The organism is Neobacillus phoenicis (assembly GCF_047302305.1).
GTDB lineage: Bacteria > Bacillota > Bacilli > Bacillales > Cytobacillaceae > Neobacillus.
On sequence record NZ_CP154847.1, the window covers coordinates 4,590,900 to 4,613,438 of the forward strand.

The window sequence follows — 22,539 nt, forward strand, 5'->3', positions numbered from 1 at the left end:
GAAAGGGTTCTTTTTCTTAAATTCCCATTAAACTTTAGGACAAGTAAGAAAGCATTAATGCAACTAGCAAACACACGATTCCACCACCTGCTAATGCAGCAGCTCTTTTCTTTATTACTTGTTTTGGCGGATACACACCTGGTTTAGAAATATCTAATAAATGTTTGATTGTTCCTAATAATAGTATGGCACTTAAGATAAAAAACGTCACAGCTACACTCTTCATCTTTCTTATCCCCCTACTAACTTTTGAAAATTCGAAACAATTGTTGTAACTATTTATATGTTTTATCGTCCATTCCTATGAACAAGGCATCGTTTATCCAGGGGGGATCCGTGTATTACACTATTTAAATAAACTAATTTGTAAGTTAAATATTCTAAAAGTTGCCATTATTTAGAAGGAGAGATTAAAATAAAATTGAAATTTCAATTTTATTTAGTTAATTTTTCAAATTTCAACATAAATTTTATATAATTTCTAAAAATTTTGTTAATTTATATCTTTATTAATTTTTATTTTATTGGCATAATGATAATAGAGAAATATAAAAGTAGGTGAAAATGGGGATGACTGAGAAACAATATTCAATGAAGGAAGCGATGCTTTTTAGTCAGAGAATTGCACAATTAAGTAAAGCCTTATGGAAATCAATTGAGAAAGACTGGCAACAATGGATTAAGCCTTTTGACCTAAATATTAATGAACACCATATCCTATGGATCGCATACCACTTAAACGGTGCTTCCATTTCGGATGTGGCCAAGTTTGGGGTCATGCATGTCTCGACAGCGTTTAATTTCTCAAAAAAACTGGAAGAAAGAGGCTTACTCCAATTTTCAAAAAAAGAAAATGATAAGCGCAATACGTATATTCAGCTTACTGCTGAAGGAGAAGACATTTTGCTTCAACTAATGGAAACCTATAATCCGGATGGTAATGCTGTATTTTCTGGTGCTTTACCCCTACGCGAATTATATGGAAAATTCCCTGACATCATTGAAATGATGGCAATCGTTCGAAACATTTATGGGGATGATTTTATGGAGATTTTTGAACGTTCTTTCCATAACATCGAAAGTGAATTTGTAGAAGAAAATGGAAAGTTACAAAAGCAGAACAAGACTCAACAAGAACTAGTTTAAAAGCATATCAGATATACTTCCTAAGTTCTTGAAATAGAAATTCATAAAGATTCTGTGTTAAACATGCCATTATTGCTTCATTGACAAACAGATTTTTCGGTAATGAATCAGCAAAGTCATTGAAAAGCGGATGAAAGTATACATATCCTTCCGCTTTTTGTTCTTCCAATTGTATGCTCATTTTGTCACATAATTGAAAAAAATCTTTTACTTCCTTCTCAGTTAGACCTTTCTCAATGACTAGCTTGTAAAACTCAAGCTTCGGATTGATTAATAATTGAAGTAAAAGTTTTTGGTGGTATTCTAAAAGATTAATTCTTTCCAACAATCCATCAATTTCGTTCATTTAATAGCCCTCATTTCAACCAAACAATACTCTATGTACATTATTCACCTTTTAAAGACCTAGGTAAACCTAATTTAAGGAACTGATATATAAATATTTATAAATGATAAGAAAGTCTTATAAGCTTCTATTCTTTATGACTATCTTTTTTTTCTAATTTTTGATATTGTATTAAGCATAATATGAACAACTGGGGAGGGAATCATTGATGATCTCCGTTTTTATTGTCTTTGCTATTTTCATCTTGTTTTATGTAAATAAAATGACCAATTCTCTTTGCATCCAAAAAGAAATACCGGAAGAAAACCAGCATAAAGTATTTCGTACAATCAATGTCCTTATTACGATTTTACTGATCTCTTCCTATTTGGAAATTTTATATACATAATCCAGCTTATTGCGGGATCTAACTTAAGGTATAAAAAATCGAAGCGATGAGGATTTTCTCATCGCTTTTAATTTTTTTTATTTTGTATTAATAGATCCAAGATGCTCCAATGATAATTAATAGGATGAAAAGGACTACAACTAAAGCAAATCCTCCACCGTATGCTCCTCCTGACATATATTTCCCCTCCTCTTCATTAACTTGAAATTGGTTTTATTTAGTAAACCCAAGATGCTCCCACTATAATCAATAGGATGAAAAGGACTACAATTAGAGCAAATCCAGCTCCATATCCTGCGCTCATCGTAATACCTCCTTTTTCATTTTCTAAGATATACTATTCAGACAGGATTGATTTCGTTTAGGCACTTACCATTTTTTTTTTGGAAAAGGTCTAGGTTGCATTTGTAAATTTTCTAAAAACAATCACAACTTAATTTTTGCAGTAGTTACCATTTATGTTATAGTAGAGATTGTGGACAAGAAATTACTGTTTAGGAGAGATTTCATCATGAAAAAATGGATATTAGCCCTTACTTTAGCAGGCGGGGTTCTTGCACTAAGTGCATGTAATCAAAGTGGATCTGATACTGTAGCTGAGAGCAAGGTTGGAAATGTAACACAAGAAGAGCTATATAACTCAATGAAGGAAAAATACGGTGAACAAGCCCTTCAACAGCTTGTATATGAAAAAGTTCTTTCAAAAAAGTACAAAGTAACGGATAAAGAGCTAAATGAAAAAATCGACCAATTAAAGGCTGACCTTGGTGCAAATTTTGAAACTACTCTTGCACAATATGGATATAAAAGCGAAGCAGATTTAAAGAAAACGATGAAGCTTGGCATGATGCAAGAAAAAGCGGCAATGAAAGATGTAAAGGTAACTGATAAAGAATTAAAGGATTACTACGACAGCTACCAGCCTGAAATCAAAGCACGTCATATCCTAGTTGCAGATGAAAAAACTGCTAATGAAGTGAAGAAAAAGCTTGATGGCGGGGCAAAGTTCGAGGACGTAGCAAAAGAATACTCAACTGATACAGCGTCAGCACAAAATGGCGGAGATCTAGGTTGGTTTGGTACTGGAAAAATGGATCCTGACTTTGAAAAGGCTGCATATGCCCTTAAAGTCAATGAAATTAGTGCACCAGTGAAAACACAATTTGGTTATCACATCATCCAATTAACTGATAAAAAAGAGAAAAAATCATATGAAGATATGAAAAAAGAAATTGAATATCAAGTAAAATCATCAAAATTAACAAGTGAATCAATTAATAAAGCAATGGAGCGCGAACTTAAAGCTGCCAATGTAAAGGTTAGCGATAAAGACTTAAAGGACGCTCTTAAACCACAAACATCGGCTGCGGCTGCACACCAATAATAAGACAAGGAGAGACCCAAAATTTGAGTCTCTCCTTTTTTATTCCCCCGTAGCCTTTATTTCTTCCCTTTGTTCCCTTTCTCTTTCTAATCGTTTGATATAGATTTCCCCTTCTTGTTCAATGCTTTCAAGTTCTAATTTTCGCTCTTCTCGGCCTGTTTTTATGGCCATCAATGCACTTATCACAATTCCAACCACGACTGCATAAATCCAAATAGGTATAGTCATTATCTTTGCTCCCTTCCTTTGTGGTTGTCCACTTTTTATTACAATTTATTCATTCTAAAGAAGAAATATTCTACTCTAATAGCAAAAAAAATAACCCTATACGGGTTATTTATGAAAAACAGGCTTATAAAATGAACGATTATCCAGTGCAAAAATCCGCTCTGTAAACTCTCCAGGCTTTACCCTTTCTAAGGCACGATCGAGCATATTCATTTTTGCATCCAAATTATCAATATAATGAAGAATTTCTGCTTCTTTAATCAATGGTGGTTTTGGGCTCCCCCACTCGGCTTTCCCATGATGGCTTAGGACAAGATGTTGTAAGATGAGTACTTCTTCTCCTGAAATCCCTAATTCCTCTGCAGCCTTGCCAATTTCATTGATCATAATTGTGATATGGCCTAGTAAGTTACCTTCAATTGTATAAACGGTTGAAATGGGACCAGATAACTCCATCACCTTTCCCATATCATGCAGGATCACACCCGCATATAGCAAGTCCTTATCAAGGCTAGGATACAGCGAAGCAATAGCTTTGGCCAAATCAAGCATGCTTACCACGTGAAAGGCGAGACCGGAAACAAATTCATGATGATTTTTTGTTGCTGCAGGATATTCCAAAAAAGCCTTTTGGTGTTTCTTAATTAAATGACGAGTAATCCTTTGAATGTTAGGATTTTTCATTTCAAATATATACTGAGTTAGCTTGCTGACCATCTCTTCTTGACTTAACGGTGCTGTTTCCAAGAAATCGTCCAATTTCACTCCATCTGCAGGACCAGTTTTTCGAATCTGCCGGATTTTCAGCTGGCTTTTTCCTCGATAATTTTGAACATCACCCATTATTTTAACAATATTCTGGGCGGCATAATTCTTTTCATCCTCATCATCCGCATCCCAGAGTTTTGCTTCAATTTCACCACTCTGATCTTGAAGTATTAATGTTAAAAAGGGTTTTCCGTTACTTGCAATCCCCTTCGTTGAGCTCTTAATCAAAAGGAATAACTCTACCTGTTCACCCACATCATAATTTAATATTCCTTTACCCAAACTATTCACGCTCCTCCCACTAGTAAAAGTATAACATATCCAACTATCACTCTAGGAAATAATCTGAACTGCACCTTTTGTTATATTAAGGATATTTTCCTTTTCGAATAGGTGTAGTAAATGTTCATGACAAGTAAAAAATAGCACTTGATTGGTCTTCAAACTTTGCAAAAGCTCAATTACTTTTTGTGTTCTTTTGGCATCAAAATTAACAAAGCTATCATCAATGATAATTGGGAATTGATATTTTTCATATAATGTTGTTGCTAAGGCAAGTCGTATTGAGACATATAATTGTTCTGTTGTTGCTTGACTAAGTTCATTTGCCTCAAAAATGGTACGGTCCTTTCTCTCCACTAAGAAGCCTGTACCTGATTTTTGCAGATGGATTTTTTGATAATTACCATCGGTGAGAAAAGATAGATATTCTTCTGCTTTTAAAATCAATCTAGGTACGTGAACCTTCTTATACTTTTCAACGGTGTTTAATAGTATTTCTTGGGCGATACAATAGACTGCCCATTCTTTTGCAGACTCCTCTAATTCATATTTCTTCTGTTTATAGTTATGAAGAATAGTCGAATAAACTCCACCTTCTTCTAATACCTGAATCTCGTATTTAATAGAGGCAAGTTCTTCCTGCTGTTTTTTTAATCTGTTTTGTAAGTGTAGTACTTCATGTTTGTGTTCGGCAATAATTTCATCACTATTATGGATGTGTAAGAAGGTTTTCCAAATCGGCTTAGGGAGGAGGGAATACTCAAGCTGACTTTTGAGTGTTCCGAGTCTTTCCAAGAGCTTTCCTTGTTTTTCTGCCTTCTTCCCAAGTTCGTAGAACTCCTGCTCCGTTTCTACCCCCGCTGCATGAAGTAGTTTGTTATATTCAGCTTTTAGATGCTCAATTTCATGTACCTTTTGTTTTACATCCGCCTCAAGCTCAGCAAGCTTCCTCCCTCTCTCTTGACTCTTTATTAGCTTTTCATGCTCCTCTTTTAATCTGTTTCGCAATAAATAAGCTGTTTCTTGTAATGCCAACCCTTGCTCTGATAAAAAACGTGAGGCAAATTTATTCATTTCTGTATTGAGCTTAGCTTGTTGATGATTGATTTGCTCCACTTTCGTTTGGAACTGATTTTTTTCACGTGAGGTAGTTTTATATTGTTCTATTAGTTCGAATGCTTCCAATAGAAACGGAACGGCGATATATTCAGGTATATTTAACTCTAAACTTAGTGATACCAGCTTTTCTTTGTTTTGAGCAAATTCCAATTCCCATTCTTCGAACTTGGTTATTACCTTATCATATTGCAATTGCTGTTGTTTCAGCTTCAACTTTAGAACCTGAACCTCATCGCGACGTAGAGTATCCCTTTTTAATTGATCCTCGAGTCTTGTCAAATCCATATATTCAGCTGAATGGAGCTTCTCTATTAATTGTTTTTCCTTATCTTTTAATTCTACTAGAGTCTGTTGCATCTCCTCTGTTTTAGACTCTTTTGAACTTTTTGTCATGAATAAAGCAGTTAAGATACCACCAATCAATCCTATTAATAAAAGTACCCACTGTTTCGTCAATAAACCATAAAATAGTAGTCCAAATAATATTCCTGCAAAAAGGAAAAATTGGAGCCTTTTCTGCTTTCTACTATTCGCCCGTTCCTTTGTATGTCTATCATAGCCTAGTTGGTAAAATTCAATTTTATCCCTTAATGCTTTCAGGTCAGCTTCTAAACTCTTCTTATCGTTTCCATTAATCACCTGGTTCTCAAGGTGCTCCCTATCCTGTTTTGTAAGAAGATGGCTTTCAGCTATTCGAACTTCTTTTTCTATCTCCTGCAATACTTTTGTTTCTTCCTGAAAGCGTTCCTCTAACTCTTCCTTTACTTCCTGTAACTTTTGCCTTTTTCTTGAAGTGATTTCTACTTGGTTTCTCATATAAATGTTTGTATTGATGGCATGAACATCTTTTTCTTCTAAAGGCAAATGCAGTTTCTCTCTAATTACTGAAAGCTTTTCGTCACATTCAGCGATTTTCAGTTCGCTTTGCTGTTTCTCAAATGTTAATTGTTCCATAAGTGGGACTTGATCAAGTAAAGTTATGAGTGCAGACTCACTTTCAAGTAAAGGTCGGTCAGGTCTCATTTCAGCAAGTTCTTTTTTTTCATTTTCGATTCTTTCTGTGAGGCTGTTAATCTCTGCCTCATATGGATGGATGAGTTCTAATAATTTTTCTATTCTTTCCATTCCACGAGTAGGAAATGGTACCTCTCCTAAATCACTTAGCTCCTTCTCGGCCCATTTTTCTTCTCTTACATTTGACTCTATTCTCTTCCATTCATGTAATTGATCTATCTTGCTCCCCAATTCCTTTAGCCGACCATTAATCTCTTGCATTTCCTGTTGAAGCAACTCTCTATTTTCTAACAAGCTTTCATATTCTTTATTTTTCGATGCTGCCTTTTTCAGTTCTAGATTGATTTCATTAAGTGCTTGTAACTTTTCATTTAAGATAGGCTTCTTTCCCGAAGGTTTAAACCTGTTATCCAGTTCTTTCTGAAGGAAAGACTCCGTTTTGGATAGTCGCTCGGTCCCTAGCGTACCAGCAGAAAATAGGAACTTCCCAATATCTTCACCTTTCATTTGATTAACATTCTGAAGTCCATGAAGATTAAAGGAGAAAACTGCCTGAAATAAATTTCGATCAAAGCTGGCGACTAGTTCTTTTAGAAGCTCTTCCCCGCCAATCATACCGTTATCGATAACTACTTTTACATCACCTGCAGCTTTTCCCTTTACACGCTCAATAACAGCAAAACCATGTTCTTCATGATATACCCTGATTTTCCCGCCATATTTGTTGCTATGCTTTGGTTCGTAGCGAAGTTCGGTTTGTTGTTTTGTTGGGAATCCGAAAAGTATACCGTGAATAAATGCCATAATCGTTGACTTACCAGCCTCATTCTCCCCATAGAACACCTGGAAATCAGCCAGGTCTTTAATGATTACATTTTCTAATTGTCCATAACCATAAATATGTAACTCCAGAATTCTCATAGCATCTACTCCTTTCTTCTAAGCTTCACTAAGCAATTCTATTAATAATTTCTCCGCTCTTTCTATCAGCTCTCTATGTTCTGTATCATTTAAATGAGAGACATACTTTCTGCCCATTGGGTGTTCATATAAAGGGGCTAATGCGTTATCAGCATCCTCATACTCTTTAATTGTTTCAAAAAGCTCTCCATAAAAATTAGCTTTCATTTTTAATTGTTCTTTATCAAGTAGCTGACTTTCAGTGATATGTATGTCAACGATCCACACAAAAGAGGCTTCGTCTTTTTCATCCTCTAATAGAATGTCTAGAAGTTCTCCATCTAGGTTTCTTTTTTCCCGCTCATCATGTAATTGAATATTTTTTAAGTAGAGAGTCAATAACGTCCCCTGTTGATTCTTTCGCACCTGATTAATGGTCTGTTGACATAAATGAAGAATGTCATTAAAGCTAGTGGCTGACGAAGAATCGACTTCAGTCTCTTCCCAAACAACATCTGATGTTTCTACAAAATTCAGTTTGGTATCGAGATCTGACAATTCCACATGATAATACCCCTTTGGACCTGTTTCCTTTTTATTTCTTCCTTGAATATTTCCTGGATAGATAATCGGGGGAGATTCAGCTAAAATAGCCCTTTTATGAATATGGCCTAATGCCCAGTAGTCAAAGTCTTTTTCCAATAAATCTCTAATGGTAAACGGAGCATAATTATCATGCTCAGATCCCGAACCTTCATTGCCATGAAGAATTCCGATATGAAATCCAATATTATTTATTTTCGAATAGTCATCTATTTTCCTAGAGAACACATGCCTGGTTGGATAGCTGAATCCGTATAAGCGGACGATTTCTCCGCTCCTCGTGCGCAGCACTTTAGTTTCTACTTCACTAGTAAACACATGAACATTTGCTGGCATGGTTAACTGTACCCATGTACCATTTAGATGGTCATGATTTCCATGGACGACATAAACGGGGATTCCATTCTCTTCTAACTTCAGCATTTCACTGCGAAAACGGGATTGTGCACGTAAACTCCGATCTTCTCCATCAAATAAATCTCCCGCTAAAATAACAAAATCGACTTGCTTTTCTATGGCGTCTTTGGTTATTTTCTTCAATGCTGTAAAGGTGCTTTCCTTCACCCTTGTAAAAATACTTTCCGGTAAATGCTTTAATCCGATCATAGGGCTGTCCAAATGTAAATCCGCTGCATGAATAAACGATATTTTTTTCATAGGAAATTCCTTTCAACATCTTTTCTTTATTGTATCACCTCTGAAATACGAATGCACGTTCTACTTAGAAAAGCGGAAGCGCCTTGGTCAGCCCCGACAGGCAAATGTTCTTCAGCAAGAAAAGTCGCTCTTTGACTTTTATTGCTGAAGGTTATTTGACCCGAGGGGCTAGGCGCTGGAGCTGGACAATTCTCGAAGTCGATTTTTATACTTTCGATTAATTATAAAAGAGGCTATCTCTTTGAGCAGCCTCTTGAAAAATTATTCGTTTTTTGTTAATTGGAGGGCCTTTTTTATATCTTTAAAGGAATTTGACTGACCATACATTAAGACGCCTCCGCGATAGACTCTTGCACCGAAGATAGCTAACACAGCAATTGTGGCAACGAGGATTGAAATTCCTAGGAGCACTTCCCATAAAGGGATGGTCAGCATTCCTACGCGAAGAAACATAATCATTGGTGTGAAGAAAGGGATATAGGATGTAATCGTAATGAACGTAGCATCAGGCTTGCCCAGTCCAAACATGGCAATCATAAAACCTCCAACCACAAGCAACGTCATCGGAGTAATCATTTGTTGAACATCTTCAATGCGACTAACAAGGGAACCTAAAAAGGCTGCGAGTGTAGCATAGAGAAAATAACCAAGTATAAAGAATATTACCGCATAAATAACGGTTTCAAATGGGATATCTTCAAAACCATAGACCCCAAAAAATCCTTCCTTCAAGGAATCCATATTTTTGGAAAGAGAATAATAACCGACTATAAGAAAAGCCGCAAGTTGAGTAAGACTTAATAAACCGATCCCAATTATTTTTGCAAACATCTGCTTAATTGGTGAAACACTAGAGATCAATATCTCCATGACCCTCGATGACTTTTCAGTTGCCACTTCCATTGCAATCATATTTGCATACATAATGACTGAAAAATAAATGATGAACAGTAGAACATAGACAAGTCCTCTGGCCTGATTTAATTCCTCCTCCGTTTTCGCATTTTTCTCAAGTGCAAATTTTTCAAATGATACCGGCTCATACAACTTTTGAAGCTGCACTGGAGTTAAGTTAATTTGTGAAGCGGCAAGCATTGTCTTAACTTGCTGTAATCCTGTTTGAAGATCAGAAAACAACGAAGAGTCAGCAATACTCATAGCTTTAAAAGTGGCTTCCGGCAATTTTTCCTCATTAAAACGTAACAGAATGACTCCCTTATACTTTCCTTCTTCTACCGCCTTTTCTGCCGCATTTTCATTGCCTTTATAAAGTGTAAGTTTTATATCTTTATTAATTGTGTGAACCTGCTGCTTTAATGGCTCATAGAGCTGACCGGTTTCATCTAGTACAGCTATTTGGTCCTTTCCACCATTTTGATCAAATAAAGCAATGATGTTATTAATATTCGTCAAGGCTAGGACAATCAAGATTGTTAGAATGGTCGTCACAATAAACGATTTGCTTTTTAGTTTGTTTAAATAAGTATGAAACAGAATAATCCAGAAGCTATTCATAGGAATTACCTACTTTCTCGATAAAAATATCATTTAAAGAAGGCTCTTCAAGGGAAAATCTCCTAATAAAACCATTCCCCACAATCTTTTTAAGAATTCTTTCGGCAATGTCCTCTCCTTCAATCTGTAAATGGATTCCTTCTGTTGTCAATTTTGACTTAACTACCCCAGGGAAGTCTTTCAATGAATCTAATGGAAAGTCTGCATGGATCACTAAGTTCTTTTTACCGAATGCTCGCTTTATTTCTTTTAATGCTCCATGAACAACCGGACTGCCTTTATGTAAAATACATAAGTGCTCGCACATTTCTTCTACATGCTCCATTCGGTGACTGGAAAAAACAATCGTGGCTCCATTTTCCCTTAAGGATAAAACAGCCTCCTTTAACATTTCTACATTTACAGGGTCAAGCCCACTAAACGGTTCGTCTAGAATTAATAGCTTAGGCTTATGTACGACAGCTGCAATAAACTGGATCTTCTGTTGGTTACCTTTGGACAACTCTTCTACCTTTTTATTCTCATATTCTTGGATTTTAAAGCGGTCAAGCCATAATCTTAATTCTGAGAGTGCTGCACCCTTGGGCATGCCTCTTAACCTGGCTAGATATACAATTTGGTCACTGACTTTAAGCTTAGGGTACAACCCCCTCTCCTCAGGTAGATAGCCGACCAAATGGCTGGTAGTGTAATCAATTGGCCTTCCATCCCAAGTAATTCTCCCCCCACTACTATCTAGTAATCCTAATATCATTCGGAACGTTGTCGTTTTCCCCGCACCGTTCGCCCCTAGGAAGCCAAACATCTCTCTATCGGGAATCGTTAGTGATAGATGATCCACTGCCGTAAATTTTCCAAACCGTTTAGTGACATCTTCAAGTTTAAGAACCATGTTACACACTCCTCTCTGTTTTTAATACGAATTATCCATTTTTTAGTTTCACTTTTCTTTTGCACAATTTAGTAAACTATGCAAAAATAATAGTAAGAATTTTTAAACAAAGGGGTTTTATGATGAAAACTTATAAATTAACCGCGTTTGAAGCGAATGGTGAAAAGATTTTAGATGAAGCCTTTCAAGCAGAAACTGATCAAGCAGCAAAAGAGCATGGAGAAAAACTATTATCAGAGAAAAACTTATTAGAAAAAACGCACAGATGCACCTCACCAAGTGGCAAGTTGCTTCTTTTCCATTCGTAAACACTGACGAGGCTGACTCCTTATCTGAGTCAGCCTCGATTTTATTTTCCTATAAAGACGGGTTTCCTTTTTTCAAGAAATGCCTTGATTCCTTCTTGGTGATCAAGAGTTTCGCGCATTTTTTGCTGACCGTGTTTTTCCAATTCTAAAATCTTAAGTAGCTGTGGTCGATTTTTTTCTGCTAATATTTTCTTTGTTTTAATCATTGCTTGAACTGGGCGGCTTAACCAATCCGTTACCCTCGCTTCTAAAGCTGGCTGTAGTTCACCTTCTGCTACTTCCTGAATAAGTCCCCACCTAAAGGCTTCCTCTGCATTCATCATTTTTCCGTCCCAAATCACCTGTTTAGCTCGGGTCTCACCTAATCTTTTTTCTAAAAAGAAATGCGCCCCTCCATCTGGTATTAAACCGATTCCAATAAAATTCATTGCAAGCTTACTAGTTTTATCAGCGAGAATATAGTCCGTTGCTAAGGCTAAACTAAATCCTAATCCTGCAGCTGCACCTGTAATAGCACTAATAGTCAATTTAGGGATGCTATAAAGAGTAATTATTAATTCGCTAATAGCATCCATCACAGGAAAGAAATCGCTCTCATTCATATTGGAAAGCATGGTCTTAATGTCTCCACCCGATGAAAAGGCTCTTCCTTTCCCTCTTAATACAACAATATCAACATCATCCGATTCACTTATTTCTTTAAGTTTACAGATTAACCCCTTAATTAAATCTGAATCCATTGCATTTAACGATTCTGGTCTATTCATTTCTAATGTGGCTACACGACCGTTGACCTGTAGGCTCACCTTGTCCGTTACAAAATTCATTGTAAGCACACTCCCCCTATTTTCTTCATCCACTACCATTATATATGGAATGGAGAGGAATAAAAATATGCTTTCTATATATTTCGAATTTTCTTCACTAATATTCTAGTCGTTAAAAAGGACAAAGGGAGGTCCCTTTGTCCTCAATTGTTACCTTTTTCTGAGTACTTCTTTTTGAACTTGTTCACGTAATGTCATCTTTAGAAATTTACCAACTGAAGTTTTCGGTATTTCTTCCAGGAATAGAATGTCATCTGGAATCCACCATTTAGCGAATTGCGGCTTCAAAAAGTCAAATAAGTCTTCTTTCACCACTTTGCTCTTGTACGCGTCTTTTAATACTACACATGCGATTGGTCTTTCTTGCCACTGTTCATGTGGTACGGCCACAACCGCTGCTTCAAATACTGCTTCATGGGCCATTAAAGCATTTTCTAAGTCGACAGAGGAAATCCATTCTCCCCCACTCTTAATTAAGTCCTTCGTCCGATCAACTATTTTTACAAAGCCTTCTTCATCAATTGTGACTACATCACCTGTATGAAGCCAACCGTCAAGGAAGGCATCTTCTGTTCGTTCATCCTTATAATATTCAGAGGCAATCCAAGGTCCTCTAATACACAGTTCACCCATTTCTTTCCCATCCCAGGCAACTTCTCCAACCTTACCAACGATTTTGATTTCTAATCCTGGTACAAGCGTCCCCTGCTTGGCTCTTAACTCTAATCTTTCCTCTGGTTCTAGTTCTTCTTGGTAGCTTTTTAATGTGGAAATGACCACTAGTGGACTCGTCTCTGTCATCCCATAAGCATGCATAAATGGTACCTTATGCCGTTGTTCAAACGCCTTGATCATTCCTTTCGGTGCAGCAGAGCCTCCACACAGAACTCCTCGTAAACTACTCATATCATAAGTCCCTTCATCTAGCTCTTTTAATAATCCGAGCCAAATGGTTGGAACTCCTGCTGTTATGGTGACTCTTTCCTGCTCAATTAACTCTGCAAGCAGCTTTGGAGTAAAGTATGGTCCCGGCAATACTAAGGATGTCCCAAACCACACGGCCGCAAAAGGCATTCCCCATGCATTGGCATGAAACATAGGAACAACAGGAAGAGCAATATCCTTTTCACTCATTGCAGCACTATCAGCTAGGCCCAATGCCATACTGTGAAGAACAATTCCTCTGTGGGAATAAACGACACCCTTTGGATTTCCTGTAGTGGCAGATGTATAGCACATACCAGCTGAGTCATTCTCATCTAAATCTGTTGGATAGTTATATTCTGGATTCGCTTCAACTAAGAGTTTTTCATAATGATAGACTGGGGACAGTGTAGTTTCAGGAAGCTCATCTTCATCCGTCATAATGATATAGGCTTTTACATTCTTAATATCAGGAGCACATTTTTCAAGTAATGGCAGAATGTCTGAATCAACTAGGAGAACTTTATCTTCTGCGTGATTAATAATGTAGGAAATATGCTGGGGGGATAATCTTATGTTGATGGTATGAAGAACTGCACCCATACACGGAATAGCAAAGTATGCTTCTAAGTGGCGGTGATGATTCCACGCTAAGGTTCCTACCCGGTCTCCTCTTTCTACTCCTAATTTGGTGAGGCTATCTGCTAGACGTCTCGTTCGTTCTGCTATTTGCTTATAGGTAAGTCTGTGAATTCCGTTTGCCGTTCTTGAAACGACCTGTTTCTTTGGAAAATACTTTTCTGCTCTGTCCATCATTTGCGTCATTGTTAAAGGTGTTTGCATCATAGCTATATCCCCTCCAGTAATGAAAGCGTCTTATCATCATAGAATTCTATGATAGTCATCCTATTAATTATTCTTCATTCAGATAGATTTTTCCTTTATAAAGAACACAGCTAAACAAAAAAAATCCCCTGCTTGTTTAAGCAGGAGAACTTTTTTCGGTGAATAGCTCTTCTAGGATGTTGATTTTATCCTCAGTATATTTTTCAAAGCTATCGTTATAAGTTTTAGGATCTTTAGGATTAGCAAAGTGAGTAATCTTTCCGCTTAACGGGTCAATAAATTTACTTGCTGCCCCACAGCCGAGTCCGATGATCGTCTGCTGTTCCTCCATAATCATAATATTATAGATACTTTCTTGATTTGGGAGAGAGTAGCCAACATTCTCTAGATTACCAAGGATGTTTTTTTGTCGGTATAAGTAGTATGGCACATACCCATGAGTGGTGGTCCAATCCTGGGCTAGACCCATCATCTTTTCGACTTCTTCACGATCTGCTACCTTATACTTCTGTTTGTTCTTTGTCATTTCTGATGCTCGCTTGAATGAAAGTGTATGAACAGTCAGTGATTCAGGCATTAACTTCTCTGTCTCGGCTAAAGAGTGAGTAAATTCAGGAATCCCTTCACCAGGAAGACCAATAATTAAATCCATGTTAATATTGTTCATGCCCATTTCACGAGCTAAGTGATATTTATTAATTGTTTCGGTTACCGTATGATGTCTGCCAATGGCTTTCAACGTCTCCTGCGTATATGACTGTGGATTGATACTAATCCGGTCAATATTCCACTTTTTTAGAACTTCTAATTTTTCAGGAGTAATGGTATCAGGACGTCCTGCTTCAACTGTTATTTCACGAATGTTTTCTACATCAGGAAAAGACATATACATTTCTTCATAAAGCATATCCATCTCTTCAGCAGTAATACTCGTTGGCGTACCTCCCCCATAATATACAGTGGTAATACGAACACCTTTTTCTTTTAACCATGCTCCAATTTTTTTCATTTCGTAATGGAGTCCCCCAAGAAAGGAATCCACAGATCCTTGACGTCCATTGATTGCATAGGCAGGAAAAGTGCAGTACGCACATTTCGTCGGACAAAATGGAATGCCAATATAAATACTGACTTCTTTTTGAAGTGAGTAGAGGTCTGGAACGACAGTAAGCTGACGGTCGACAATGTGCTGCATAAGTTCAATTTTCTCATCAGATATTAAGTAATCATCCTTTAATTGCTGATGAGCGTCCTTTAATGGAATCCCTTCTTGAACTTTTCGATGAAGTAATTTTGTTGGTCGAACTCCCGTTAGAATACCCCATTTTTGGATAATACCTGTGAAGTTCTGTAAAACAGATAAATAGACATGTGCTACAGCATTTTTTATTTGCTTAAAGTGTTCCTTTTCGGAATTTGCGGGAGACCACTCTTTTTCATATTCAGAAACTAGTACTTTTCCTGCCTGATCTTTTAACTCAGCAGAAACAGAAATAATATCCTGAACAGTCATCTTAAACTCTATACGTATATCCGCTTCTTCATTTATTGCTTTTATAATCTGAGATTCTTCAAAGAACAAATTAGCAATCAACTGAAGTGGACGATTAAATCTTTCATCCTCTAACCCTATTATAGAAATTCTCAAAAAATCACCTCTAGGAAAAAGCAGAAGCGCCATAACCGGCGCCCAAGCTTTTCATCTCAATCTCCCTTAAGTGTACAAAATCAACAAAATAAGGTCAATACGGTGGAAATTATTCACTAAATCATAAAAAAAGAATTGTTAAAGCTCATTGTTGATTGGAGCGGAAGGCACGAAGACTCCTGCGGGAGTACGGGGCAGGGGAGACCCCGCAGGAGCGTAGCGACGAGGAGGCTCCCCGGCACGCCCGCGGAAAGCGAAGTGCCTGGAGCGGAAATCAACAAGTACAATTTTATAGAACTAAAATAAAAAATATCAAAGGCTAGTAGCCAATGATATTTTTTCAAGTTAGTTTTTGATTATCTTCATTTTTCTTAAAAACTCAATTGGCTGTTGTTTTCGAAAATGTTCTTTTACCATATAAGCTACACCATTTTCATTTTCCGATCTAGTTACCCAATCCGAAGCTTTTTTCACTTCGTAATCGGCATTCCACATTGAAACCCCGAGACCAACCGCCTCAATCAATGAAATATCATCGGCTCCATCGCCAATATAAACCATTTCACCTAAACGAATTCCTAATTGACTTCCTAAGTAGGTTAATCCGTCTAGCTTTGAGACACCAGCAGGAACGATGTCTAAACGCAGTGAATCTAGTTCAATGATATCAATTTCATTAAACATTTTACCCAATGCTGTCTTCGCATCAAGGAGATCCTTCTTGCTTTCAAAATACACCTCTATCTTTGGTGGTGTAACTGGTTGGTCATGTAGGTATTCACTTAGAGAAGATACAAACTGCTGTGAATAAAACATGGGATCACCTGAAGTGAAGATGGTTTTTGCTAACAACTGATTGTTTAGTTTGAATTTATTGGCTAATGAAAATTGTTCATGAACCAAACGAATTTGGCATGGCAATGCCTCTAAAAAACGGACTGTATCATAAGTAATATCCTCATTGATCCTTTGTACATACACTGGTTTTTCGGCAGAGCTAGCAATGAAAGCACCTTGATGAGTAATAAGTGGTGATTTTATTTTTAACACTTTGGCAACCTTTTTTGCTGAAGGAAAACTACGTGAAGTGACAAGCGTGACATAAATGCCCTTTTGTTGTACATACTCAATAGCTTCTTTTGTGGATTTATGAATTTTTCCATTCGTTTGAAGAAGCGTACCATCAATATTTAACGCAAGTAAGCGATAAATCATTAATTTGCCCCCTGTCCTTGGTGAAATTACCTTATTACACTTTTATGACTTTTCACTCCTGAATAGAACAGTGCAAAAAAAATAGGGGGCTCACTGATGGATAGAAAAAGACCCTCGGTTCAAGCCGAAGGTCAATGGGTGAGGAGCTTACATTTTTCCGTATAAATCCTCTAATGGTTTCATTATGATTTGATTTAGTTCACCAATAATCATACTCATCCGTTGTTCTGCCTGCATTAGGTTAGCAATTTTGGGATTTTGCTGAACGAGTGCAACTGTAGACTGTGCCTGTTGAATCTCTTGCTCAGAAATATCTTGGCCCATCATTTGCTTTTGGGATAAGTTCATTTGAATTTGACGGAATTGATCAAACATCTGCTTTGCTTGAGGATCAGCGTTAACTTCTTTATATGCCTCCTGTAATTGAGTATACTCAGCACTTTGGCGGATTGCTGTTTCTAAAGCATAAGCCGTATCATGTAAATTCACTGCCACTCTAGTTCACTCCTTTTTTGAATAACAATTCCTAACAACTATAACAAACTATTCCGATAAACGCGAGAATGTTCAAATCACCATACCAATTGATTTGACATACCATACTATATCAGCAAATACCCAGAAGCGAAGTAAATGAGGAGTGTGTATGTCAGTTCCGTTAATCCCCATTACGATGATTCCAACAAAAATAGATAATGAAAACAAGTACTTTTTACAAATGTCAGTTTCATTGGTTGCTCAATTACAAGTAAATCAAGGGCAGCGTATAAAAGTTACAATCGGACAAAGAACAGTAACAATGTGCGTGCAACAAATCGCCGGAACAGTGAACGAATTATATTTATCTGAATCCACTCTTAAAGAATTTTGTCTTCCAATTAGAAAGTTTACACTCCAAAGCATGTATCAACCGGACAATCAAGAGTTGTCCCTTGGACCTATCATTGGTTTATTAACCGATTTACCTTCCACTAACACTAGTGACATTCATTTTCGTTCCATCCATACCTTCTGTGAAGAGCTGCATCAGGAAGTGACTGAGCGTGGTGGTTTCTTTTACGTGTTTACTTATGATCAGCTTATGGGCCAAGGCTATTATTTTGAAAATGGCAAATGGACCTTAGCTAAATTACCTTTACCAAATGTAATTTATAACCGAATACACTCTAGAAGACTTGAGAAACAGAAGTCCTATCTAGAGTTTCGCCAAAGACTTGAACAATTGATGATACCTTTATTTAATGACCGATTTCTCTCCAAGTGGGAGATTTATGAACATGTAAGGGAAGAGCAACAGCTTACACCATTTATTCCGGAAACCAAGATCTTTTCTAAAGAACATCTGAACGAATTTGCTAAAAAATATCAGTCGATATTCCTAAAGCCTATCCATGGAAGTCAAGGAAGAAACATTATTAAAATCAGCAAAAATACGGAAGAAAACTTCTATACACTTCAAAGCTCCTTATCCGTTCAGTTAAAAGATTTATTAGCACAGTATACCATTGACGAGATTTATCAACTTTTAAAGCCCTTACTTTATAATCGCATCTATATTATTCAGCAGGGCATTGACTTATTCACCCACAACTCTTGTGCAGTGGACTTTAGAGTCCTTTGCCATAAAAACTTAAATGACTATTGGAAGGTAACTTCAACAGTGGCGCGAATTGCAGCAGAACAGGAATTTGTGTCCAATATCGCAAGAGGCGGAACCATTACCAGACCTATATTTGCTTTACAGAATGGGATGACTCATAAAAAGGCGGTAGAGGCTATTGCCCTTATGAAGGAATTAGCCATTGAGACAGCTTCGGTCATTAGCCGTCATACTGAAGGATTGTTTGGTGAACTTGGAATTGATATAGGAATAGATCAAGCTGGTAAACCGTGGTTAATTGAAGTAAATTCTAAGCCTTCCAAGAACTTCGAGGATGGATTAGGAAAAATTAGACCGTCTGCCAAAGCAATCATTCAATTTTGCACTGAACTTGCTTTTGACTTTGCGGGAGTGAAGGAGGATTTTACTTGATTACAATTGGGATAATGACTTTAACTATGGATAGTGAACAATCTTATATTAACGATATAGCTCGTCATGCTAAAGAATGCCAAATGGAGGTTTTCCGTTTCTCTCCATCCCTGATTGATCCACACACACTAATGGTTAGCGGGAGAAAATATCAACCAATGGACCAATCTTGGGTAGACTGTGAATGTCCGATTCCAACCATTATTTATGATCGATGTTTTTACGGAGATGATGACCATTCCAAACAATGCATGCCAATTGTCTCCTGGCTAAAAACTAGACAGGATATTTCTTTTTTAGGATATGGTTTACCAAATAAACTCGACTTATTTCATTCATTGAAAGAAACACTTCTATCTTCCTACCTTCCTGTAAGTCAAGCCGTATCTGAACCATCCATCATCATACAAAAATTATCTTCCATGCAGAGAATAATTTTAAAGCCTGTTAACGGGTCACAAGGGTACGGTATTTATTACTTAAAGAAGAATGAAAAAAGCTATCAAGTAAAAACAGAAAAAAACAAAGAGATTATTACGCGGATTTTTCCAAATGAAACAAAGCTTCTTCTTTGGCTAAACACATTGCTAAAAAAGCATAAGTATCTACTACAACCATATCTAGAGTTATCCAATAATGAATTGCAGCCTTTCGATATAAGGGTTCTCCTTCAAAAAAATGAAAAAGGGAGTTGGGTTGAACGCGGCAGAGGAGTTCGTGTAGGCAGTACAGGAGGGCTTTTATCCAACTTAAGTGCCGGTGGTTCGGTAATCTCTTTTAATACCTGGCTAAAAACGATACCAACTATAACTGCTGAGTATATCCACCAAGAATTAAATTATATTCTCACGAACCTCCCACCCATTTTAGAGCAAGAATTTATGCCTTTATTTGAAATTGGAGTGGATATAGGATTAGCAAAAAATGGTGGTCTATGGATTCTTGATATGAATTCAAAACCAGGAAGAAAGGTTCTTTTACAAACCCAACCAGATGCCCAGGAGATACTCTCGCGCGCTCCCCTTCTTTATGGAAAATACCTTTCTCAGTCGGAAGAAACAGAAAGGAAGATTTATTATGAGAAAACATTATCTCATTGAGGTAGTTGAAAATGACCAAATGGTTGTTTTTTGTCCACCGGCTATCCTACGAGACAAACAATTAAAAAATATTGCCTTTGGTTCAAAGTCTGTGGAGGTGGATTTCCTTCCACATCCAGACAATGAAGAGACAATCGTAATGAGTCGGAGAATACAAAAAGCCATTCAGCTTCCCTCCTTTAAGGTTCCCCTTCATGCGTTCATAGACAATCAGATCCTTTCTATTGGTCCACTTGTGGGCATATTTACGGCAGGTTTTACAACTGACCCATTACTTCCAATGGGTGACAGAACGACTTTTTTTGCAAAACTGCTCTCTGTTAATAAAACCGTAGGTGCCCTGCCTTTTGTCTTTGGAGAACAGCATATTAATTGGAAACAAGGAACAATTGAGGGGTATTTTTATCAGCAACATTCATGGGAAACAGTGGATGTGCCATTTCCAAATGTAATTTACGACCGCCTTCCCAATCGGAGAAGTGAAGGAAATCCTAAACTAATTATGGTTAGGGAGAGATTGCAAAAGGAATATCTCATTCCGTGGTATAATCCAGGATTCTTTAATAAGCTTGATATTTACGAGCGTCTTCAACAGGACACATCTGTGACAAGCTATCTTCCTGAAACCTTTCCTTTTATCTCTTTTTCTATTATTGAAACCATGTTATCCAAATATGGTCATATTTTTATAAAGCCCAAAAATGGTAGTCTAGGGTTAGGTATTCATCAAATTATCTATGACAAATTTACAGACGATTATTATATTCGATACCAGGACAGAGAAGGAACAAACCGCTTGCGTAAATTCTCTACTATTGAAAAACTATTCAACTCTGTTTTTGCGAATCAATCCCTTGAAAACATGATAGTTCAACAAGGAATTCACTTGCTCAGAAACGAACAGCGCTCTATAGACTTTCGTGTTCATACGAATAAAGACGAATTTGGGAAGTGGCATATGACTGCGATTGCTGCAAAAATTGCTGGGCCGGGCAGCGTGACAACGCATACTAGGAGTGGCGGAGAAATTAAAACAATGGAAGAGATTTTTCCGAAAGAAGAATGCAATTTATACACAGAAAAGTTGTCTACCGCCGCTCTGATGCTCAGTTCTGCCCTTGATCAAGTAATAGAAGGAATAATTGGTGAGATTGGATTTGATTTAGGGATTGATCGGAATGGAGAGGTTTGGCTTTTTGAAGCAAATTCAAAACCAGGCCGTTCCATTTTCAGTCATCCTGAATTAAAGGAGTTTGATTTGCTAACTAGTAAGCTTTCCATTGCATTTGCCGTTTTCCTTACCGAACAATCCTTATTACACCCTGAGGAACTGTTCAAATGATTTCTAAAAATGAACGTCCACTGATTGGAATTATGACTGCAAAGAAAGCAAATGGAACGTTAGCAGGTAATGGACTCCTTTTTATAAAATTACAAAAAAAGCTTATTTCATTAAACGGAATAAGCTTTGTTTTTACTCCTGAAGATGCAGATGAAGAACAAATCATTGGCTATTCCTACTCCCCTGATAAAAAATGCTGGAGAAAAGAAACATTCCCATATCCAGATCTGGTTTATAATCGTATTCCCTTTCGAAAATCAGAACAAGAATTATCAAGCCAAAGATTTTTTTCTAGGTTAAAAGAAAAAAAAATTCCGTATTTTAATCCTTGTTTTATTGATAAGTATGAGCTCTATGAGCTATTTAAAAATCATGATGTCCTTCGCGGCTACCTTCCACAAACTATGCAGGTCAATCACAAGAATGAATTGGCTTTATTCTTAAACAAACATACAAGCATTTATTTAAAACCAGCACAATCTGCTAAGGGTAAAGGCATCTTTCGCTTAAAACGGATTGACTCGGAACAGCTTCAGCTTGATTCCGTCCAAATGACAGAAAACTTAAGTTCCTTCGACGACTTTTGGGAACAATGGGGTAAAAAACTGCTAGAAAAAAACTATTTGGCACAGGAAGAAATACAATCTGCGAAACATGAAGGGGCTCGTTATGATTTTCGTATTTTAGCCCACGCAGAATATGATAACTATATCCTTACTGGGGTTGGCATTAGGCAATCCTACAAACAAATCATTACCACGCATATACCATCAGGAGGAAAACTCCTTCCATATAAGTTACTGCAATCAGATGAACATGATCAATTCTTTCAACTGATTGTCCCTTTTATTGGTAGCGCATTGTCAACCAGGTTTGGCTATTTTGGTGAATTTTCTATTGATGCCTGCATCAGTGAAGATGGTGAGTATTATATTTATGAGGTAAACTCTAAGCCGATGAGTTTCGATGAAATCCATATTGAAGATAGAAAAATAGAACAGCTTTGCCGCCTATTTCTCCAGTTGATAAAAAACTAACAGAAAATTTTATTTAAA

At 37.0% G+C, this 22,539-nt stretch carries 23 protein-coding genes; 8 read left to right on the forward strand and 15 right to left on the reverse strand.

Annotated elements, in window-relative coordinates:
• Window positions 1-34: 34 nt before the first annotated feature.
• Complete coding sequence (locus AA0X95_RS23515) at window positions 35-226, reverse strand: hypothetical protein (protein ID WP_309865997.1); 192 nt, start codon at window positions 224-226, stop codon at window positions 35-37.
• 344 nt (window positions 227-570) lie between these two features.
• Here AA0X95_RS23515 and AA0X95_RS23520 point away from each other — a divergent pair, with 344 nt between their 5' ends.
• Complete coding sequence (locus AA0X95_RS23520) at window positions 571-1,146, forward strand: HTH-type transcriptional regulator Hpr (RefSeq protein WP_413302240.1); 576 nt, start codon at window positions 571-573, stop codon at window positions 1,144-1,146.
• Window positions 1,147-1,153: 7 nt separating this feature from the next.
• Here the strand turns inward: AA0X95_RS23520 and AA0X95_RS23525 are convergent, their stop codons facing one another.
• Entirely contained in the window at window positions 1,154-1,492 is a 339-nt protein-coding gene (locus tag AA0X95_RS23525) for a DUF1878 family protein (RefSeq protein ID WP_413302242.1), read from the reverse strand.
• Between the two features lie 208 nt (window positions 1,493-1,700).
• Between AA0X95_RS23525 and AA0X95_RS23530 the strand changes: the two genes are divergently transcribed.
• The gene (locus tag AA0X95_RS23530; RefSeq protein ID WP_007084261.1) at window positions 1,701-1,880 is read left to right on the forward strand and encodes a hypothetical protein; all 180 of its coding nucleotides are present in this window, start codon (window positions 1,701-1,703) and stop codon (window positions 1,878-1,880) included.
• A gap of 87 nt (window positions 1,881-1,967) precedes the next feature.
• On the opposite strand, the gene AA0X95_RS23535 is transcribed toward AA0X95_RS23530, so the two are convergent.
• Window positions 1,968-2,057 (reverse strand): YjcZ family sporulation protein, encoded by a 90-nt coding sequence (locus AA0X95_RS23535; protein WP_307289594.1) that lies wholly within the window; start codon window positions 2,055-2,057, stop codon window positions 1,968-1,970.
• A gap of 40 nt (window positions 2,058-2,097) precedes the next feature.
• Complete coding sequence (locus tag AA0X95_RS23540; protein WP_074432824.1) at window positions 2,098-2,184, reverse strand: YjcZ family sporulation protein; 87 nt, start codon at window positions 2,182-2,184, stop codon at window positions 2,098-2,100.
• A gap of 207 nt (window positions 2,185-2,391) precedes the next feature.
• On the opposite strand from AA0X95_RS23540, the gene AA0X95_RS23545 reads away from it, so the two are divergent.
• Window positions 2,392-3,264 (forward strand): peptidylprolyl isomerase, encoded by an 873-nt coding sequence (locus AA0X95_RS23545; protein ID WP_413302245.1) that lies wholly within the window; start codon window positions 2,392-2,394, stop codon window positions 3,262-3,264.
• A gap of 39 nt (window positions 3,265-3,303) precedes the next feature.
• On the opposite strand, the gene AA0X95_RS23550 is transcribed toward AA0X95_RS23545, so the two are convergent.
• The 6 genes from AA0X95_RS23550 to AA0X95_RS23575 form a co-directional block, all read right to left on the reverse strand.
• Window positions 3,304-3,492, reverse strand: coding sequence for a sporulation YhaL family protein (locus AA0X95_RS23550; protein ID WP_413302247.1), 189 nt, complete (start codon window positions 3,490-3,492; stop codon window positions 3,304-3,306).
• A gap of 105 nt (window positions 3,493-3,597) precedes the next feature.
• A complete protein-coding gene (yhaM, locus tag AA0X95_RS23555) occupies window positions 3,598-4,542 on the reverse strand; it encodes a 3'-5' exoribonuclease YhaM (protein WP_413302249.1) in 945 nt (314 codons plus the stop codon).
• A gap of 51 nt (window positions 4,543-4,593) precedes the next feature.
• Window positions 4,594-7,596, reverse strand: coding sequence for an AAA family ATPase (locus tag AA0X95_RS23560; protein WP_413302252.1), 3,003 nt, complete (start codon window positions 7,594-7,596; stop codon window positions 4,594-4,596).
• 18 nt (window positions 7,597-7,614) lie between these two features.
• A complete protein-coding gene (locus AA0X95_RS23565) occupies window positions 7,615-8,835 on the reverse strand; it encodes a metallophosphoesterase (RefSeq protein WP_413302255.1) in 1,221 nt (406 codons plus the stop codon).
• Window positions 8,836-9,096: 261 nt separating this feature from the next.
• Window positions 9,097-10,350 carry an ABC transporter permease gene (locus AA0X95_RS23570; RefSeq protein WP_413302258.1) on the reverse strand — a complete coding sequence of 418 codons (1,254 nt, stop codon included), beginning with the start codon at window positions 10,348-10,350 and terminating at the stop codon, window positions 9,097-9,099.
• Window positions 10,343-11,242, reverse strand: coding sequence for an ABC transporter ATP-binding protein (locus AA0X95_RS23575; RefSeq protein ID WP_413302261.1), 900 nt, complete (start codon window positions 11,240-11,242; stop codon window positions 10,343-10,345). The genes AA0X95_RS23570 and AA0X95_RS23575 overlap by 8 nt, the downstream gene beginning before the upstream one ends.
• Window positions 11,243-11,364: 122 nt before the next feature.
• Between AA0X95_RS23575 and AA0X95_RS23580 the strand changes: the two genes are divergently transcribed.
• A complete protein-coding gene (locus AA0X95_RS23580; RefSeq protein WP_335527369.1) occupies window positions 11,365-11,550 on the forward strand; it encodes a YhzD family protein in 186 nt (61 codons plus the stop codon).
• A 41-nt stretch (window positions 11,551-11,591) separates the two neighbouring features.
• Here the strand turns inward: AA0X95_RS23580 and AA0X95_RS23585 are convergent, their stop codons facing one another.
• From AA0X95_RS23585 to AA0X95_RS23605, 5 genes are all read right to left on the reverse strand, one after another.
• Window positions 11,592-12,377 (reverse strand): enoyl-CoA hydratase, encoded by a 786-nt coding sequence (locus tag AA0X95_RS23585; protein ID WP_413302263.1) that lies wholly within the window; start codon window positions 12,375-12,377, stop codon window positions 11,592-11,594.
• A gap of 150 nt (window positions 12,378-12,527) precedes the next feature.
• Entirely contained in the window at window positions 12,528-14,147 is a 1,620-nt protein-coding gene (locus tag AA0X95_RS23590; protein WP_413302266.1) for a long-chain fatty acid--CoA ligase, read from the reverse strand.
• 136 nt (window positions 14,148-14,283) lie between these two features.
• Window positions 14,284-15,795, reverse strand: coding sequence for a coproporphyrinogen III oxidase (locus AA0X95_RS23595; protein WP_413302268.1), 1,512 nt, complete (start codon window positions 15,793-15,795; stop codon window positions 14,284-14,286).
• Window positions 15,796-16,140: 345 nt separating this feature from the next.
• The gene (locus AA0X95_RS23600) at window positions 16,141-17,010 is read right to left on the reverse strand and encodes a Cof-type HAD-IIB family hydrolase (protein ID WP_413302271.1); all 870 of its coding nucleotides are present in this window, start codon (window positions 17,008-17,010) and stop codon (window positions 16,141-16,143) included.
• A gap of 147 nt (window positions 17,011-17,157) precedes the next feature.
• Window positions 17,158-17,505: a YlbF family regulator gene (locus tag AA0X95_RS23605; RefSeq protein WP_413302274.1), complete on the reverse strand. Its 348-nt coding sequence runs from the start codon at window positions 17,503-17,505 to the stop codon at window positions 17,158-17,160.
• A 151-nt stretch (window positions 17,506-17,656) separates the two neighbouring features.
• On the opposite strand from AA0X95_RS23605, the gene AA0X95_RS23610 reads away from it, so the two are divergent.
• From AA0X95_RS23610 to AA0X95_RS23625, 4 genes are read left to right on the forward strand one after another with little or no spacing between them, the layout of a single operon-like run.
• On the forward strand, window positions 17,657-19,042 hold the full coding sequence (locus tag AA0X95_RS23610) for a YheC/YheD family protein (protein ID WP_413302277.1): 1,386 nt from the start codon (window positions 17,657-17,659) through the stop codon (window positions 19,040-19,042).
• Window positions 19,039-20,142: a YheC/YheD family protein gene (locus tag AA0X95_RS23615; RefSeq protein WP_413302280.1), complete on the forward strand. Its 1,104-nt coding sequence runs from the start codon at window positions 19,039-19,041 to the stop codon at window positions 20,140-20,142. Before AA0X95_RS23610 ends, AA0X95_RS23615 begins: the two co-directional genes overlap by 4 nt.
• Window positions 20,120-21,484 (forward strand): YheC/YheD family protein, encoded by a 1,365-nt coding sequence (locus AA0X95_RS23620; RefSeq protein WP_413302283.1) that lies wholly within the window; start codon window positions 20,120-20,122, stop codon window positions 21,482-21,484. Before AA0X95_RS23615 ends, AA0X95_RS23620 begins: the two co-directional genes overlap by 23 nt.
• Window positions 21,481-22,521, forward strand: a complete 1,041-nt coding sequence (locus tag AA0X95_RS23625) for a YheC/YheD family protein (protein WP_413302285.1) — start codon at window positions 21,481-21,483, stop codon at window positions 22,519-22,521. Before AA0X95_RS23620 ends, AA0X95_RS23625 begins: the two co-directional genes overlap by 4 nt.
• Window positions 22,522-22,539: the final 18 nt, after the last annotated feature.

Excerpts from the sequence above, each read along its gene's own strand:
- AA0X95_RS23585 (WP_413302263.1), bottom strand. The coding sequence starts at position 12,377 with ATGAATTTTGTAACGGACAAGGTGAGCCTACAGGTCAACGGTCGTGTA.
- AA0X95_RS23560 (WP_413302252.1), bottom strand. The coding sequence starts at position 7,596 with ATGAGAATTCTGGAGTTACATATTTATGGTTATGGACAATTAGAAAAT.
- AA0X95_RS23550 (WP_413302247.1), bottom strand. The coding sequence starts at position 3,492 with ATGACTATACCTATTTGGATTTATGCAGTCGTGGTTGGAATTGTGATA.
- AA0X95_RS23565 (WP_413302255.1), bottom strand. The coding sequence starts at position 8,835 with ATGAAAAAAATATCGTTTATTCATGCAGCGGATTTACATTTGGACAGC.
- AA0X95_RS23570 (WP_413302258.1), bottom strand. The coding sequence starts at position 10,350 with ATGAATAGCTTCTGGATTATTCTGTTTCATACTTATTTAAACAAACTA.
- AA0X95_RS23530 (WP_007084261.1), top strand. The coding sequence starts at position 1,701 with ATGATCTCCGTTTTTATTGTCTTTGCTATTTTCATCTTGTTTTATGTA.
- AA0X95_RS23575 (WP_413302261.1), bottom strand. The coding sequence starts at position 11,242 with ATGGTTCTTAAACTTGAAGATGTCACTAAACGGTTTGGAAAATTTACG.
- AA0X95_RS23610 (WP_413302277.1), top strand. The coding sequence starts at position 17,657 with ATGTCAGTTCCGTTAATCCCCATTACGATGATTCCAACAAAAATAGAT.
- AA0X95_RS23535 (WP_307289594.1), bottom strand. The coding sequence starts at position 2,057 with ATGTCAGGAGGAGCATACGGTGGAGGATTTGCTTTAGTTGTAGTCCTT.
- AA0X95_RS23545 (WP_413302245.1), top strand. The coding sequence starts at position 2,392 with ATGAAAAAATGGATATTAGCCCTTACTTTAGCAGGCGGGGTTCTTGCA.
- AA0X95_RS23540 (WP_074432824.1), bottom strand. The coding sequence starts at position 2,184 with ATGAGCGCAGGATATGGAGCTGGATTTGCTCTAATTGTAGTCCTTTTC.
- AA0X95_RS23625 (WP_413302285.1), top strand. The coding sequence starts at position 21,481 with ATGATTTCTAAAAATGAACGTCCACTGATTGGAATTATGACTGCAAAG.
- AA0X95_RS23525 (WP_413302242.1), bottom strand. The coding sequence starts at position 1,492 with ATGAACGAAATTGATGGATTGTTGGAAAGAATTAATCTTTTAGAATAC.
- AA0X95_RS23580 (WP_335527369.1), top strand. The coding sequence starts at position 11,365 with ATGAAAACTTATAAATTAACCGCGTTTGAAGCGAATGGTGAAAAGATT.
- AA0X95_RS23620 (WP_413302283.1), top strand. The coding sequence starts at position 20,120 with ATGAGAAAACATTATCTCATTGAGGTAGTTGAAAATGACCAAATGGTT.
- AA0X95_RS23520 (WP_413302240.1), top strand. The coding sequence starts at position 571 with ATGACTGAGAAACAATATTCAATGAAGGAAGCGATGCTTTTTAGTCAG.
- AA0X95_RS23515 (WP_309865997.1), bottom strand. The coding sequence starts at position 226 with ATGAAGAGTGTAGCTGTGACGTTTTTTATCTTAAGTGCCATACTATTA.
- AA0X95_RS23590 (WP_413302266.1), bottom strand. The coding sequence starts at position 14,147 with ATGATGCAAACACCTTTAACAATGACGCAAATGATGGACAGAGCAGAA.
- AA0X95_RS23600 (WP_413302271.1), bottom strand. The coding sequence starts at position 17,010 with ATGATTTATCGCTTACTTGCGTTAAATATTGATGGTACGCTTCTTCAA.